14 protein-coding genes are annotated in these 13,703 nt (G+C 65.9%); 8 read left to right on the plus strand and 6 right to left on the minus strand.

What is annotated here, in order from left to right; translation table 11 throughout:
• Positions 1 to 140: 140 nt before the first annotated feature.
• The 4 genes from HWY37_RS08510 to HWY37_RS08525 form a co-directional block, all read right to left on the minus strand.
• Positions 141 to 932, minus strand: coding sequence for a DUF899 domain-containing protein (locus HWY37_RS08510; RefSeq protein WP_176088357.1), 792 nt, complete (start codon positions 930 to 932; stop codon positions 141 to 143).
• A gap of 143 nt (positions 933 to 1,075) precedes the next feature.
• Positions 1,076 to 2,047 carry a hypothetical protein gene (locus HWY37_RS08515; RefSeq protein WP_176088358.1) on the minus strand — a complete coding sequence of 324 codons (972 nt, stop codon included), beginning with the start codon at positions 2,045 to 2,047 and terminating at the stop codon, positions 1,076 to 1,078.
• A 59-nt stretch (positions 2,048 to 2,106) separates the two neighbouring features.
• On the minus strand, positions 2,107 to 2,889 hold the full coding sequence (locus HWY37_RS08520) for a bestrophin-like domain (protein ID WP_175205934.1): 783 nt from the start codon (positions 2,887 to 2,889) through the stop codon (positions 2,107 to 2,109).
• A gap of 15 nt (positions 2,890 to 2,904) precedes the next feature.
• The gene (locus HWY37_RS08525) at positions 2,905 to 4,506 is read right to left on the minus strand and encodes a GGDEF domain-containing protein (protein ID WP_246302227.1); all 1,602 of its coding nucleotides are present in this window, start codon (positions 4,504 to 4,506) and stop codon (positions 2,905 to 2,907) included.
• A gap of 295 nt (positions 4,507 to 4,801) precedes the next feature.
• On the opposite strand from HWY37_RS08525, the gene HWY37_RS08530 reads away from it, so the two are divergent.
• The 5 genes from HWY37_RS08530 (at position 4,802) to HWY37_RS34875 (ending at position 8,064) form a co-directional block, all read left to right on the plus strand.
• Positions 4,802 to 5,281 carry a VOC family protein gene (locus HWY37_RS08530; RefSeq protein ID WP_175205935.1) on the plus strand — a complete coding sequence of 160 codons (480 nt, stop codon included), beginning with the start codon at positions 4,802 to 4,804 and terminating at the stop codon, positions 5,279 to 5,281.
• Between the two features lie 138 nt (positions 5,282 to 5,419).
• Positions 5,420 to 6,088 (plus strand): hypothetical protein, encoded by a 669-nt coding sequence (locus HWY37_RS08535; RefSeq protein WP_175205936.1) that lies wholly within the window; start codon positions 5,420 to 5,422, stop codon positions 6,086 to 6,088.
• A 1-nt stretch (position 6,089) separates the two neighbouring features.
• Positions 6,090 to 6,893 carry a hypothetical protein gene (locus HWY37_RS08540; protein ID WP_175205937.1) on the plus strand — a complete coding sequence of 268 codons (804 nt, stop codon included), beginning with the start codon at positions 6,090 to 6,092 and terminating at the stop codon, positions 6,891 to 6,893.
• 33 nt (positions 6,894 to 6,926) lie between these two features.
• A complete protein-coding gene (locus HWY37_RS08545) occupies positions 6,927 to 7,730 on the plus strand; it encodes a hypothetical protein (RefSeq protein ID WP_175205938.1) in 804 nt (267 codons plus the stop codon).
• Positions 7,731 to 7,803: 73 nt separating this feature from the next.
• A complete protein-coding gene (locus HWY37_RS34875) occupies positions 7,804 to 8,064 on the plus strand; it encodes a VOC family protein (RefSeq protein ID WP_281372118.1) in 261 nt (86 codons plus the stop codon).
• Between the two features lie 17 nt (positions 8,065 to 8,081).
• Here the strand turns inward: HWY37_RS34875 and HWY37_RS08555 are convergent, their stop codons facing one another.
• Positions 8,082 to 9,020, minus strand: coding sequence for a DNA/RNA non-specific endonuclease (locus HWY37_RS08555; RefSeq protein ID WP_176088359.1), 939 nt, complete (start codon positions 9,018 to 9,020; stop codon positions 8,082 to 8,084).
• 243 nt (positions 9,021 to 9,263) lie between these two features.
• On the opposite strand from HWY37_RS08555, the gene HWY37_RS08560 reads away from it, so the two are divergent.
• Positions 9,264 to 10,439, plus strand: a complete 1,176-nt coding sequence (locus tag HWY37_RS08560; RefSeq protein WP_176088360.1) for a GGDEF domain-containing protein — start codon at positions 9,264 to 9,266, stop codon at positions 10,437 to 10,439.
• A 22-nt stretch (positions 10,440 to 10,461) separates the two neighbouring features.
• On the opposite strand, the gene HWY37_RS08565 is transcribed toward HWY37_RS08560, so the two are convergent.
• On the minus strand, positions 10,462 to 10,866 hold the full coding sequence (locus HWY37_RS08565; RefSeq protein WP_176088361.1) for a hypothetical protein: 405 nt from the start codon (positions 10,864 to 10,866) through the stop codon (positions 10,462 to 10,464).
• A gap of 99 nt (positions 10,867 to 10,965) precedes the next feature.
• On the opposite strand from HWY37_RS08565, the gene HWY37_RS08570 reads away from it, so the two are divergent.
• Together HWY37_RS08570 and HWY37_RS08575 are read left to right on the plus strand one after the other, a co-directional pair.
• Complete coding sequence (locus HWY37_RS08570; RefSeq protein ID WP_176088362.1) at positions 10,966 to 11,640, plus strand: hypothetical protein; 675 nt, start codon at positions 10,966 to 10,968, stop codon at positions 11,638 to 11,640.
• 111 nt (positions 11,641 to 11,751) lie between these two features.
• The gene (locus HWY37_RS08575; RefSeq protein ID WP_176088363.1) at positions 11,752 to 13,665 is read left to right on the plus strand and encodes a B12-binding domain-containing radical SAM protein; all 1,914 of its coding nucleotides are present in this window, start codon (positions 11,752 to 11,754) and stop codon (positions 13,663 to 13,665) included.
• Positions 13,666 to 13,703: the final 38 nt, after the last annotated feature.

Below are 13,703 nucleotides of genomic sequence, written 5' to 3' on the forward strand. Positions count from 1 at the left end.
CGGACCCCGATAATTGCCGTTCCTTAATGCCATGTATCGATTGGTTAATTGAATGACCAAGGGATACCGAACCTGCCCGCGTCCTTTTTCGCGGCTGCCGCCTAGGGCCCGTTCAAATCAAATCGAGCCTTGCACGGGCCCTAGCGCTTGGCGTTCGCGCTCTCCGCCCGGAAAGCGGCTTCCCCGGCATCGGATATCTCGACCCACTTCCGGTCGGGCGGCGCGTCCGTGACATAGCTGTCGTGCCAGTTCCACCACTTGTAGGTCGGCGTCTGCGGGTAGCCTTCGGGCGAATCCTCCCAGAGTTCCTGCCGGCCCAGCGGCGTGATGTCCAGGTAGTTCCAGGTGCCGCCCATCTGCTCGTCGCCCCGGTTGTTGAGGAAATACGTGCGGAAGATGCGGTCCCCCTCCCGGTAGAACACGTTGGTGCCGTGCCACTCGTGCACGCCGTGATCGGCGTCGAAGTCGTCGGTCAGCGTGTACCAAGGCATGGTCCAGCCCATGCGCGCCTTCAGGCGCTCGATGTCCGCCTGCGGCGCGCGGGACACGAACACCAGGGTGGTATCGCGCGCGTTCAGGTGGGCCAGGTGGGCGACCTGGTCGGCCACCATGGAGCAGCCGCGGCAGGCGTGCTCCGGCCAGCCGTACACGCCGGGTTCGTGGAACGCGCGGTAGACGATCAATTGGCGGCGGCCGTCGAACAGCTCGGGCAGGGTCAGCCTGCCTTCGGGGCCTTCGAAGACATAGGCCTTGGCCACTTCCGTCCAGGGCATGCGTCGGCGCTCGGCGGCCAGGGCGTCGCGGGCGCGGGTCTGCGCCTTTTCCTTCACGAGCAATTGCTGCCGGGCCGCTTCCCATTCCTGGGGCGACACGACCGGGGGCGTGCGCATGGGCTTGCCATTGCTGGCGTTGTTGTCGGTTGATGATGTCATGGCTTGGGTACCTCCTCATCGCGGGCCGCCGGCCTGGCGCAAGGGCTGCGCGGCATGGCGCGGGGCGGCCTTGGGGATAGTCTGGCGCCGCGGGGCGAGGTGGGGGGAGTAACAAATGCGGCGCCATTGCGGCCGCGGCCGGGCTAGAAGCTCACTGCCAGCCCCACGGAGAAGCCCGACACGTTGTTGCCGAACACATAGCGGCCCACCAGCCGGGTGCGGGTGATGATCACGTTATAGGCGCTGGAATCCAGCTCCAGGCCGGCGCCCACCGAGGTCAGCCGGTCAAAGCCCAGGATGCCGCGCTGGTCGCCCAGGAATTCCGAGTGCGTCAGCTCCAGCACGTAGCGCAGCGGCCGCTGCAGCATGACGAACCCCGTGGGCGCGCGGTAACGCGCCCACAGGTTGGCCGATTGCGCCGTGGCATGGCCTTGCACGGCCGCGGAACTGTCGAAGCTCTGCAGGCGCAGGTCCGAATAGCGCAGCTCCACGTCGACCTCGTAGCCGGGGCGGTAGTGTTCGTAGTCCAGCATGAGCGAGCCGCCCAGGCCATAGGCGTTGAGCGAACCCTTGTCCAGGAAATTGATGTCCTTGCCGGTCTGGCGCCCGACATACCAGCTGGCCGCGCGCAGGTCGCTGGTGACATTGCCCAGCGCGAAATTGAAGATGGGGCGCAGCTTCAATTCGTCGGTCAGCTTGAAGTCCCAGCCTATGCCGCCGGTGGCCGATACGCTGTTCCACTTGGTGGGGATGGTGCGAGACTCCGCGCCTTGCGTGGCGACGAAAGTCGGATCGTAGCGGCTCCAGGCCAGCACGCCTTCCAGGTAGATGGGGACCGATTTGGAAATAGTGTCGCCGCCGCCCAGCTGCGACATGGAGAATTCGCTGGACCCGGACACCGATCCGGTGCCCGTGCCGATGCTCAGCGCGCTGGTCGTGATGTCGGGCACGATGGAGTACGACATGATGGCCAGCACGCCGTTGGCGCGCTTCTGCAGGTCGTCCTTGCTCAGGCGCAGACCTTGCTGCGCCTGGGCGGGATCGGCCGCCGCGCAGGCCAGCGCGGCCAGCAGCCAAGCGCTACGTCGTATCGCCATTTTCACGGGCATGGGCATGTCATCTCCAGCATGAATGCGTGTCCAAAACAGCTGCCGACCTGGCGGCGTGACGAAATCTATTGGGCCGCGGCGGGCGGGTCGACCATGGACTGGCGCTGGGACGCTAGCAGCGCGTCGCTCTGGTCGATCCGGATGACGCCTATCCGCGGAAACTCGAAATCCACGATGATGTACATCGCCGCCGTCATGACCACGGCGTACACCAGCTGGTGCAGCAGGCTGTCGCGCTGGGAAGTCGCCAGCTTCGATCCGATGAGGCAGGCGCATACCAAGGCCAGGAAGACCAGGAAGGCATAGGTCGCGACGGGCGGGTGGACCTTCTGCGCCACGGTCTGCGCGGTGGACACGTCGAACATGTCGTTGACGGCGCCGATGTAGGAGACGCCGAAGGGCGGCACGGTATTGCGGGCCGCGCGCATCGAGTCGGTCCAGATTTCCTTCTGCAGCGCGCCCACCCGGGCGGCGATCGCGTCGCGCTGCTCCAGGTCGGCGACGTGGCTGTAGTACTCGATGCGTCCGTCCACGTAGCGCCGGAACTGTTCGCGCAGCTTGGGCTGGTCCTGCGGATTCAGCATGTCGATGCGCAGCCACGCCGTGCCGATTGAATTGACCTCCTGCACCAGGATGTTGCGGCGCTCGGCCATGCGCTGGGCCGCGCCTGAAAACGTGAAGGCCACCAGCAGGCCCAGGAGCGCGAACACCGACGCCTCGATGGCGGCGGCGCCCGCGCCGGTCTGGTCGTCGGCGCTATGGCCCAGGCGCCTGCCGATGCGCATCGCGATCATCAGCAGCACGAAGAACACGACAGCCAAACCCGCCAGCAACAGGGAGTAGTTCATGTAGGCACCATGTGTTCAATGACGATCGGTGGGTTGTGGCGGCGCGGTCGCGGCCATGTCGCGCCATAGCGTGACGCGGTTGCGTCCGGACTGCTTGGATTCGTAGAGAGCCTCGTCCGCGCGCCGGATCACATCAACCGTGGACTCGCCGTCTTGCGGCCACAGCGCGACGCCGATGGATACCGTTACCCGGCCCACACTGTCCGGCATGATGCGCCGGGCCACGGCGTAGCGCAGGCGCTCGGCGACCTCGCTGGCCTGTTCTGCGGAACCGGTGGGCAGCAGGGCGATGAACTCTTCTCCGCCCACACGGAAGGGGCGGTCCTGCTCGCGCAGGCAGGCGCGGATCACCTCGGCCAGCGCGATCAGCACCTTGTCCCCGGTCAGGTGGCCAAAGGTGTCGTTGATGCGCTTGAAGTGGTCCAGGTCCATGGCGATGACGGCAATCGGCGCATCCTTGGCGGCGTGTTCGTCCAGCACGCCCGTCATGGCCCTGCGGTTCAGCAGGCCCGTCATGGGATCAGTTTGCGCCTGGGTGTTCAGGCGTCCGACCTCGTCCCGATGCTGATCCAGGGTCAGCCGGACCGCGTCGCGCAGCGTGTCGGCCTCGGCATACCAGGCATTGAGCGCGGCGAGGTCCTTGCCGCCCGAATGGCCTTTCCTCATGGCGCGCGTCAGCCGCGACAGGGGCGACGCGATGGCATAGGCCAGGCCGCATACCAGGAGCAGCGTCAGCACGATGGCGGGAATCGCGGAGCGCAGGGAGTCTTCGAGCAAGACGCGCAGCGGCGACAGCACCTGGTCCAGCGGCCGTTGCGCCACCACCGCCCAATTGCCCTTGGCCAAGGGGGCGTAGCCCGTCAACACGGTGCCGCCATTCGCGTTCGAGAGCAGGGCGGCGCCGCCCTGCCTAGTGGGCTCCACGCCCGCCAGATCGAGCGCGCCGGGGTCCGCGTGCCTGCGGTACAGCACGTCGCCGCCGTTGCCGACCAGGAACACCGACATGCCCGCAATATCGTCGCGGTCGCCAATGATCCGGTCCATGCCGCTGCCTTCATCCAGCTTGATGGCCAGGGCCAGATAGGCCAGCGGGGCGCCGGCCGCATCATCCAGCGGCTCGACCACGGTCAGCACCGTGGCGCCCGACGTGCCAGGCGTCGCCACCCAGTCGCCTGGCCCCGGCGCATCCAAGCCCAGGTCGGCCAGGTCGCGGATGCCTGTCACCGCGTCGGGGGCGCCAGGAGCGCGGGCGATGATGTTGCCGGTGGCGTCCGCAAGCAGCACCGCATGGACGGAGTCGATCTGGCCGCCCAGGCGCTGCAGCTCATCCTGCAAGGCCTGCGGGTTGTGCAGCAGAGGGAGGATTTGACGCGCGCTGTTGCGGGCCTGCCGATGCAGCGCGGCAACGTAGACTTCGATGACCTCAGCCAGCTTTTCGGCGCGGGCATGATTGGCCGCCAGCGCATTCCTGATGATCTGCGCCTTCTGGGCCTGATAGCTGGAGTACATGGCGGCGGAAAAACCCACCGCGACGCTGAACACGGCCAGGGCGACCAGAACCGCCAGCAATCCGATCTTGCGCTTGCGCATGCCTGGGTGGCTGGACCGAGGGCTCATCGAGACTCCATGCAATTTCCATGCTTACTGGTGTATCGACCGCGTTGAGTCTGACAACGATAAATGGAGGGCCTGCCGTCCGCAATGCAAAACGCGATTAAGAGAAATCCATGATTGATTCTGGCGAAATTCTGTGGTGGCGTCGCAAAACGCCACGCACAACATTTCCAAAATCTTGGTAACGGGCCCGCAAGGCATGGCCGGGTATTCTCAAACACTTTCACGACGGCTTTACGCAACCCTGTTCTTGCCTGTCCGGCGAGTCCCTGCGTTAGCCAAAATAAGGAGAGCAGACATGGCCAACAAAAACACCATTTGCCTCTGGTACGACCGCGACGCCCTGGAAGCCGCGCAGTTCTATGCCCGGACCTTTCCCGACAGCGCCGTCAGCAAGATCCTGCGCGCGCCCGGGGACTATCCCTCGGGCAAGCAGGGCGACGTGCTGACGGTGGAGTTCACCGTGGCGGGCATCCCCTGCGTGGGTTTGAACGGCGGTCCGGCCTTCAAGCACAGCGAGGCCTTTTCCTTCCAGATATCCACCGAGGACCAAGCCGAGACTGACCGCCTGTGGGATGCCATCGTCAGTAACGGCGGCCAGGAAAGCGAGTGCGGCTGGTGCCGTGACAAGTGGGGACTATCGTGGCAGATCACGCCGCGGGTATTGATAGAAGCAATCTCGGACCCGGATCCCGCCGTCGCCAAGCGTTCATTCGACGCGATGATGACGATGCGCAAGATCGACATCGCGGCCATTGAGGCGGCGCGGCGGGGGTAGGGGGCGGATTCCTCCTTTTGGCTGATTCCCGCGGGACCAGCGCGATCTATCATGGAGGCGCTGCGCCGGAGCAGCTATCCACATGGCCCGTTCCGAGGCTAGCCGGCGCTAGCGCTATCTGCTCGGGGGGGCTCTCCTATGGCCACGTTCGCGGTTCGCCTTATGGCGTTTGTCGTGTTGGCGGGCTGCGCCGCCGCGGCCCAAGCGGGACCCGGGCAGGCCATGGAGGCCACCGGCACGTCGCGCTCCTCATCTTCCTCGCGCAGCAATAACACCGGCGCTGCCATCGACGCGGCGCAAAAGGCGCTGAGCGATTATCTGCGCAGTTCCGACCAGCAGGACGGCGCGCTGCTCGACCAGGACGCGCAGGACCGCCTGCGCCAGCAGTACGAGGAGGCGCAGCGCGCGGCGGCCCAGGCCCGGGCGAAGCAGCAGGAGGCCGACTACGAGCGCAACCGCGACCGGATCAAGGAGCGCTATGGCGCCGATCCCGCGCTGAATCCTTGGGGTAACGGTTCCGCCAGCCGCGACAAGCCCCGCAATGCCCCCGCCGACGCGCCGGACCCTTCAGCTGCAGCCAAGGCCGGGGCCAAGGATCCCGGGCTCGATTACGCCGGCCAGGCCTGCGAGTACTTCACCCGGCCCTCGGATGCCGCGCATCTGAACTATTACAGCGAAGGGTCGACCGTGGCGTACGGCGGGCGGGTCTACCAATGCAAGGACGGGCGTTGGGCCTTCCGCTATCCCGACACCGTGCTGAGCGCGCGCGACCGTAGCCGGCTTTCCGCCACGCAACAGGAGAAGTGATATGTCATTGTTCGCTTCGGCCATGACGGCCGTGCTGGCATATTCGACCCTGGGCGCGCCGCTGGGCATGGGAACGGAACAGGCGCAGGCCTTGTCCAGCGCCTATTTCGCCGCCTTGGAACAAGGCTTTCAGGCAATGGGGCCCAGCATGAAGCGCGCATTGGCGACCTACTGCCAGGATGGGCAAAGCATCAACGGCTACTGCAATTTCGTAGTGCAGGGCGCCATCATAGGCAGCCACCTCAGCGGCAACTACGAGGACGTTTTGCGCTACAGCGATCGCTATGCCGCTGCGATGCAAGCCTATATGCGGTCCAAGGGAACGCCGCTCGGCGCCTGCATGGCCGTGGGCGCGACAGTGATGAACCCACGCACGAACAGCATCTCGGCATCCTGGGACGCTCATGTGCCGTCCCTGATCTACTTCGCTCAGGCAAAGCTCAAGCGGCCTGCTGCCGGCTCCTACTACCAGGCGTTCTATTGCGCGCGCCGCGGGCCCAACGAACTGTTCGAAGGCTATGACCCTGAACATTCCAGCGTGGCGGCCAGCGAGGCGGAAGCGCGTGTCGCCCGCAAGTTCGAGGCGGAGATCCTGCGGCCGTTCCGTGCCGCTTCCAAGCAATTGAGCGATGAATACGTCCGGACCATGGATCACGACAGCGCGGCGGGCAATCGGAACCTGCTTAAGTACTCGGTGCTGTACGGAAACGCGTATTCGGCGTGCAGCCGGGCGCGCTTCCCGGCCAACCTCTGCGGCTATCTGAGCGCCGACCGCATCGAGGTGGAGTATTACGAGCGCCAGTAAGCCGGATTTCAGCCACGCAACAGGAGAAGTGATATGTCATTGTTCGCTTCGGTCATGACGGCCGTGCTGGCGTATTCGACCCTGGGCGCGCCGCTGGGTTTGGGAACGGAGGAGGCCCGGGCGGTTTCCAAAGCCTACTTTGCGGCCCTGGACGAGGGGTTTCAGGCGATGGGGCCCAGCATGAAACGCGCGCTGGTGACCTATTGCCAGGACGGAAAGACCATCGAGGGAAACTGCAATTCGGTATTGCAAGGCGCCATCATAGGCAGCCATCTCAGCGGCAATTACGAGGATGTGCTGCGCTACAGCGATCGCTATGCCACCGCGATGCAGGCCTATCTGCGGTCCAAGGGGACACCGCTTGGCGCCTGCATGGCCGTGTACGTGAGCAACGTGAAACCGGGGCCGGGCATCAATCTGATTTCCTGGAGCGCCCACGTGCCGTCGCTGGTCTACCTGGCGCAAGCCCGCCTGAAGCGGCCGGCAACGGGCACGTACTATCAGGCGTTCTACTGCGCGCGCCGGGCGCCGAATGAGCTGCTGGATGCCTATGATCCCGATCATTCGAGCGTGCCGGCCAGCGAGGCGGAAGCGCGCGTGGCCCGCAAGTTCGAGACGGAAATCCTGCGGCCGATCCGGGCCGCGCATCAGCAGCTGCAGGCCGAGCTCGAGCGGACGATCAAGACCGACAGCACCGCGCTCACCCGCAGTTTCCTCCAGACCGCGGTGTTGTACGGAAATGCCTATTCCGCGTGCAGCCGGGCGCGCTTCCCGGCCAACCTTTGCGGCTACCTGAGCGCGGACCGCATCGAGATGGAGTACTACGAGCGTCAGTAAGCCCGCGCCGCTGTGCGCAGGCCGCCCGCTGGCATAACATGCGCTGATTGCGATACGCCACGGAGCGCAGACAGTGCAATTGCCCGTCAGCCCGGATCACCGGGCATTTTCCCGGCTATGCCGTGCGCGGGACCTGCTTGCGGATCTGCGGTCCGAGCAGGTTTCGGTGGCCGATGCCGCCTTTGAAAGCGCCGACATCCAGGCCGAAGCGCAGCGCCTGAAGCAGCAGGGGGTGGTCTTCACGATAGAGCCCACCGCCGCGGGGCCCGTGACGATCGCGATCTTCTCGGACACCTGCGGCAACCTGATACAGATCTACCAGTTGAATAGCTGAGACTGCCGGCGCGCGCTTCAGCCTCCGGCCGGCAGCACGTGCAGCCCGGTGCGCTTGACGAATTCCTCGTAGCTGATGGGCGGCCCGGCCTTGGTGCTGGCGGCGTTGGCCTGCCAATGCACCCAGGAGCGTCCCGTGGTCGCGTCGTACACCACCTTGTAGATGTAGGTCGGCACGGCCACGCCGGACCCTATGGTCTTGGGCTTGTCGGCATAGACGGGCCCCGTGAAGACGTACACGTCGCCCGCGGCGCGCATCACGTATTTGCGCGTGTCCTGTTCGATGCTGCTCCAGGCGCCGCCGTTGTGCGTCTGGTCCTGCGGCACCATATTGGCCAACGAGAAGCTCTGCGCCATGGCTTCCGGCGTGGACATGTCGCCCGCCGGGGCCATGTGGCCGCGCGAATAGCCCGAGCCGCGGTAATCGTCCAGCTCGGCGCGCTCGGCGCGCGGCAGGCGCGCTTCCGCATAGAACTTGTCCGTGCGGCGCAGCCCCTGGGCCTGCGTCAGCATCTGGCGGTTCAGGCGTTCCGCCACGAAAACCGGCGTCCTGGTCTGGCCGTCGTGCAGGATGGCGAAGGCCGAAAAGCACACCTCCCGCAGCTTCTGGCTGCCCGGCACTTCGGGCGGGCGCGAATGCGGAAAGAACTGCCGGCATTCGGCAAACATTGTTTGAACGGGCGCGCCTGTCCGCGCCGCGGTCGGTACCGCTGCGGGCGCCGTGTGTTGCGTGCGCTGCTGCGGCCAGCCCAGGCGCGTCATCACTTCCTGCACCGGCGCCGGGATCCGCCATTGCGGATGCAGCATGTAGCTGGCCGCGCCGAAGCTCGCCAGGGACGAGAACAGCAGGGCCTTCAGGAACCGGGGAAAACGGCCGCTGGAGCGGGAACTGGCCCTGGCCGTGGATCTGCTTGGGGAACTTCTCTTCTTGGAAGCGGGTGTCTTCGCGCGCGTCATTACTACCTGTGAGCTACTGCCCGGTTGCGGTCGGCAACCGGCACCGCCCCGGATTGTAGATGAGTGGCAAATTTGCCACGCACGCGTCGATTTGTTCGTCATGCGAGACGGCCGGAACGTCCGGTGTTGCATGACGCGCAATCAATTTGTGACAGGGGTTACGCTATGTTTCCATGACGCATTTCCCACGTAGAATTCCTGCTGGCCGCCGCGATGCTGCGGCGCGATACCCATGCGTTCACGATGTACGTCGATCTCCTTACCCTTTACTTCATCATCATCGGAACGCTGCTCGCCAGTGCAGGCCTGACGTTCTGGGAGCATCGGACCCATCCCAGCCGCAGCGGATCATTGCGCATCCTGGCGGCGGGCTTCGCCACGCTCGCGCTCGGCTGCACCGTCGTGCTGCTGCGGGGCAGGCTGCCGGGCGCTCTCGGTTCCCCGATAGCCAACCTCATCATGCTCAGCGGCTACCTCCTCATCATGAACGGGGCGGCCTCGCTGAGCGGCAGACGTTACCGCGCCGCTTCCATCGGCCTGCTGATCGTGATGGCGCTGATCTGGCTGGTGGCCGGCGAGGCGGGGCAGGACGTGGTGTGGAAGTACGTCAGCGCCTTCCCCATTGCGCTGGTCAGCGGCGTAACGGCCTGGGAATTGTGGCGCTGCCAGTCGCTCAGGCCATTGATGCCGCTGCGCATCGCTACCGCGGTGGCGGGCATTCATGCCCTGGTATACGCCGCCCGCGCTTTCGTGTTGCCCTGGTGGGTGGCGCAGTATGGTCCAGGCATCAATCTCGCCGCCAGCACGTTCACCATGTATGAAGGCGTGCTGTATTCGATCCTGTTGCCGATGACCGTGGTCAAGCTGGTCCGTGAGGAAACCCACGGCCAGCTGCTGCGGGAATCGCAGACCGACTACCTGACCCGCCTGGGCAATCGCCGGTGGTTCTTCGAGCAGGGCGCGCGCATCATCGACAGCGGGGCAGGGCGCGGACCCGTCGCGGTGCTGGCATTCGACCTGGACCAGTTCAAGGCCATCAACGACCGGCATGGCCATCAGGCGGGAGATCAGGTGCTGAAGTTCTTCGCGGATTCCGCTCGCTGTGTGCTGGGCGCCGATGCCTTGCTCGCCCGCATCGGCGGCGAAGAATTCGCCGCGCTGCTGTCCGGCCAGGACGCGCGCCGCGCCACGGTGCTGGGCGCGGCCGTGGCCCAGCACTTCGCCGTGAAGGTGGCCGAGCGGGAAGAGGGCATGGGCATACCCGCCACGGTCAGCGTCGGGCTGGCGCAGTTCGACGACAAGGTTCCGCCTCTGGCCGATGCCTTGGCCGCGGCGGATCAGGCGCTGTACCGGGCCAAGGCGCTGGGCGGGAACCGGGTGGAGCTGGCGCGCGCCGAGGCCAGTCCGCTGGCCTGCTGAAGGGGCCCGGCCAGGGCGTGGATCAACCCTTGCGGCGGGATCGCGGTCGGGGCGCGACGCCCAGGCGAGGGTCGCGCGCCAGCGCAAGCGCTGCCAGCCTGACCGACAGCGTCTCGAAGTCTTCTTCGGTCTGCGGCAGGTACAGCCATTTTCCCAATACCGGATGCGGCTGCAGGCCTGGAAACTCGGCGATCAGTTCCGCCTGGCGTTCCTGCGAGGTGCACACCAGCAATCCGCTCCAGGGATCTTCGCGGTCGGCTGCGACCAGATACAGCAGGCCATCCAGGTAGGCCGCATCGCTGCCGAACATCTGCCGGCGCATGTAGCCGGCGTCCTGCTCCAGCGGTTCCAGGATCCAGAGCAGCGAGTTGGAGCGGACTGCCCGCTGCTTGCGGGGCGGGGCGAAGGGATCTGATCGGTTGCGCATGGGAATGACGCCAGGCTGGGTACGGTTGCGGCGAGAGCCTAAGAAAATGGTAATGGTAATAGTGGCGCCAGATTAAAGTTTCCACTCCGAGGGGATCGCGTGCATTGCTCTAAATGCGGAGCCGCCCACAAGGGCAAGAACAGCGTGTGCGACGAATGCGCAAGAGTGCTGGGCAATATGCCCAGCAAGAACGTCTTCACATCGAACGCCGGCAGCTTTACGGCGGACCAGACGCCACCGGCCGTGACGAGTCCATGGCCCGCCGCTAATCCGCAGCCTGCCTTGACTCCGCAGCCCGCCGCGAATCCGCAACCCGCCGCCAGCCTGCAGGCGGCCGCGGCCCTTCCCGGCAGCTGGGCTGAAGCATTCCATCGCTATCACGCCGTTCCCTTGCGGCTGCGCGGCAAGCCCGTCAAGACGGCGTGGCTGCTGGCAGGCGGCGTGGCCAGCGTGGCGGCCATCGCCCTGGGCGCCTACGTCTGGGGAATGTCGACGTGGTGGTTCATCCTGCTGTTTCCGAGTCTCGTGAGCGTGCAAATCGGAAACGATCTGAAGCGCAAGCGCTATACGCGGGTTCTCTCGCTGTGCAACCTGGAGGCGAACCGCGCCGGCGAGGTTTTCTACACCGAGATCGGCGGCCAGTGCCCCGTGTGCGGGGGCGAGGTGAAGTTCAGGGAAATAGGCCCGAAGCGCCAGAAGGAGACGACGGCGGTGTGCAGCGTCAATGGCCGCCATCGCTGGAAATTCGACCCGGGCGTACTGGACGAACTTTGACGTCCGCGCCGCCCGGCGCAAGCCGGCGGCGGCCGGGCGGCCGGGGCGCAGCTCGCCGCGCTGCCTATAATGGCCCCGATCCCCGCTTCGACGGCAGCCTTGCCGTGCTTCATGTCCTCTTTGCCTTTACGCGTGCTGTCCGTCATCCCGCCCATGACGCAGCTCAATACCCCTTATCCGTCCACCGCCTACCTGACCGGTTTCTTGCGGTCGCGCGGCGTGACCTCGTTCCAGGAAGACCTGGCGCTGGCCCTGGTGCTGCGCCTGCTGTCGGCTGATGGCCTGCGCGCCGTGGCGGAGCGCGTGGCGGCCTTGCCGGCCAACAAGCACAGCCCCGCGGTCCAGGCCTTCGTGGCGCAGCAGGCGCGCTACCTGGCGACCATAGACCCCGTCATCGCCTTCCTGCAGGGCCGCGATTCCACGCTGGCGCACCGCATCGTCGGCCGCCATTTTCTGCCCGAGGGACCGCGCTTCAGCTCGCTGGACGTGTACCTGGACGAGGAGGGCGGCGATCCCCTGGGCTGGGCCTTCGGCGCGCTGGGCCTGCATGACCGCGCCAAGCATCTGGCGACCCTGTATCTGAATGACCTGGCCGACGTGCTGCGGGACGCGGTGGATCCGCGTTTCGAGTTCGTGCGCTATGCCGAATCGCTGGCGGGCAGCCAGCCCACGTTCGACCCCTTGGCCCAGGCGCTGGCGGCGCCGCCCACGCTGGTCGACGACATGCTGCTCAGCCTGACCGAGGAAGCGCTGGCCCGCCACACGCCCACCATGGTGCTGCTGTCGGTGCCGTTCCCCGGCGCCGTCTACGCCGCGTTCCGCATCGCCCAGACCATCAAGGCGCGCGATCCCGGCATCATCACCGTGCTGGGCGGCGGCTTCGTCAACACCGAGCTGCGCGAACTGAAGGACCCGCGGGTCTTCGATTACTTCGACTACGTGACCCTGGACGCGGGCGAGCGTCCCTTGCTGTCGCTGCTGGAGCACGTGCAGGGCAAGCGCTCGCGCCAGCGCCTGGTGCGCACCTTCCTGCGCGAGACGGACACGGGCGCGGTGCGCTACGTGAACATGGTCGAACCCGACATCGCCTTCGCCGAAGTGGGCACGCCCACCTGGGACGGGCTGCCGCTGGACCGCTACCTGTCGCTGCTGGACATGCTGAATCCCATGAACCGCCTGTGGAGCGACGGGCGCTGGAACAAGCTGACCGTGGCGCATGGCTGCTACTGGAAAAAATGCAGCTTCTGCGACGTCAGCCTGGACTACATCGGCCGCTATGAAGGCGCATCGGCCGAGGTGCTGGCCGACCGCATCGAGGCCATCGTCCGCGAAACCGGGCAGACCGGTTTCCACTTCGTCGACGAGGCCGCGCCGCCCAAGTCGTTGAAGGCCCTGGCCACCGAACTGATCGCCCGCAACACCGGCATTTCCTGGTGGGGCAACATCCGCTTCGAAAAGACCTTCAGCCCCGAACTCTGCGAACTGCTGGCCGACAGCGGCTGCATCGCCGTATCGGGCGGCCTGGAGGTCGCGTCGGACCGGCTGCTGAACCTGATGAAGAAGGGCGTTTCGGTCGACCAGGTGGCACGCGTCACGCGCGCCTTCACGGACGCCGGCATCCTGGTGCATGCCTACCTGATGTACGGCTTTCCCACGCAGACGGTGCAGGACACCGTGGATGCGCTGGAATACGTGCGGCAGCTGTTCGACAACGGCTGCATCCAGAGCGGCTTCTTCCACCGCTTCGCCTGTACGGTGCATTCGCCGGTGGGGCAGAACCCCGAGGAATACGGCGTGACCCTCAAACCCCTGCCGCCGATCACCTTCGCCAAGAACGACATAGGCTTTCACGACCCAACGGGCGTGGACCACGACGCATTGGGCCGCGCGCTGAAGAAAGCCATCTACAACTACATGCACGGCATCGGGCTGGACGAGGACGTGCGTAGCTGGTTCCCGTTCCATGTGCCGAAGACCACCGTGTCCAGGCACCGGATCGCCCGGGCCCTGAGCCAGCGCGGGTAGGGCTGGAGTTAAGAATCGCAGGGTTGATGCCGTAGAGC

Source organism: Achromobacter anxifer, from assembly GCF_903652925.1.
Taxonomy (GTDB): domain Bacteria; phylum Pseudomonadota; class Gammaproteobacteria; order Burkholderiales; family Burkholderiaceae_B; genus Achromobacter; species Achromobacter anxifer.

Excerpts from the sequence above, each read along its gene's own strand:
- HWY37_RS08535 (WP_175205936.1), top strand. The coding sequence starts at position 5,420 with ATGGCCACGTTCGCGGTTCGCCTTATGGCGTTTGTCGTGTTGGCGGGC.
- HWY37_RS08565 (WP_176088361.1), bottom strand. The coding sequence starts at position 10,866 with ATGCGCAACCGATCAGATCCCTTCGCCCCGCCCCGCAAGCAGCGGGCA.
- HWY37_RS08540 (WP_175205937.1), top strand. The coding sequence starts at position 6,090 with ATGTCATTGTTCGCTTCGGCCATGACGGCCGTGCTGGCATATTCGACC.
- HWY37_RS08575 (WP_176088363.1), top strand. The coding sequence starts at position 11,752 with ATGTCCTCTTTGCCTTTACGCGTGCTGTCCGTCATCCCGCCCATGACG.
- HWY37_RS08530 (WP_175205935.1), top strand. The coding sequence starts at position 4,802 with ATGGCCAACAAAAACACCATTTGCCTCTGGTACGACCGCGACGCCCTG.
- HWY37_RS08510 (WP_176088357.1), bottom strand. The coding sequence starts at position 932 with ATGACATCATCAACCGACAACAACGCCAGCAATGGCAAGCCCATGCGC.
- HWY37_RS08525 (WP_246302227.1), bottom strand. The coding sequence starts at position 4,506 with ATGAGCCCTCGGTCCAGCCACCCAGGCATGCGCAAGCGCAAGATCGGA.
- HWY37_RS08515 (WP_176088358.1), bottom strand. The coding sequence starts at position 2,047 with ATGCCCATGCCCGTGAAAATGGCGATACGACGTAGCGCTTGGCTGCTG.
- HWY37_RS08545 (WP_175205938.1), top strand. The coding sequence starts at position 6,927 with ATGTCATTGTTCGCTTCGGTCATGACGGCCGTGCTGGCGTATTCGACC.
- HWY37_RS08555 (WP_176088359.1), bottom strand. The coding sequence starts at position 9,020 with ATGACGCGCGCGAAGACACCCGCTTCCAAGAAGAGAAGTTCCCCAAGC.
- HWY37_RS08560 (WP_176088360.1), top strand. The coding sequence starts at position 9,264 with ATGTACGTCGATCTCCTTACCCTTTACTTCATCATCATCGGAACGCTG.
- HWY37_RS08520 (WP_175205934.1), bottom strand. The coding sequence starts at position 2,889 with ATGAACTACTCCCTGTTGCTGGCGGGTTTGGCTGTCGTGTTCTTCGTG.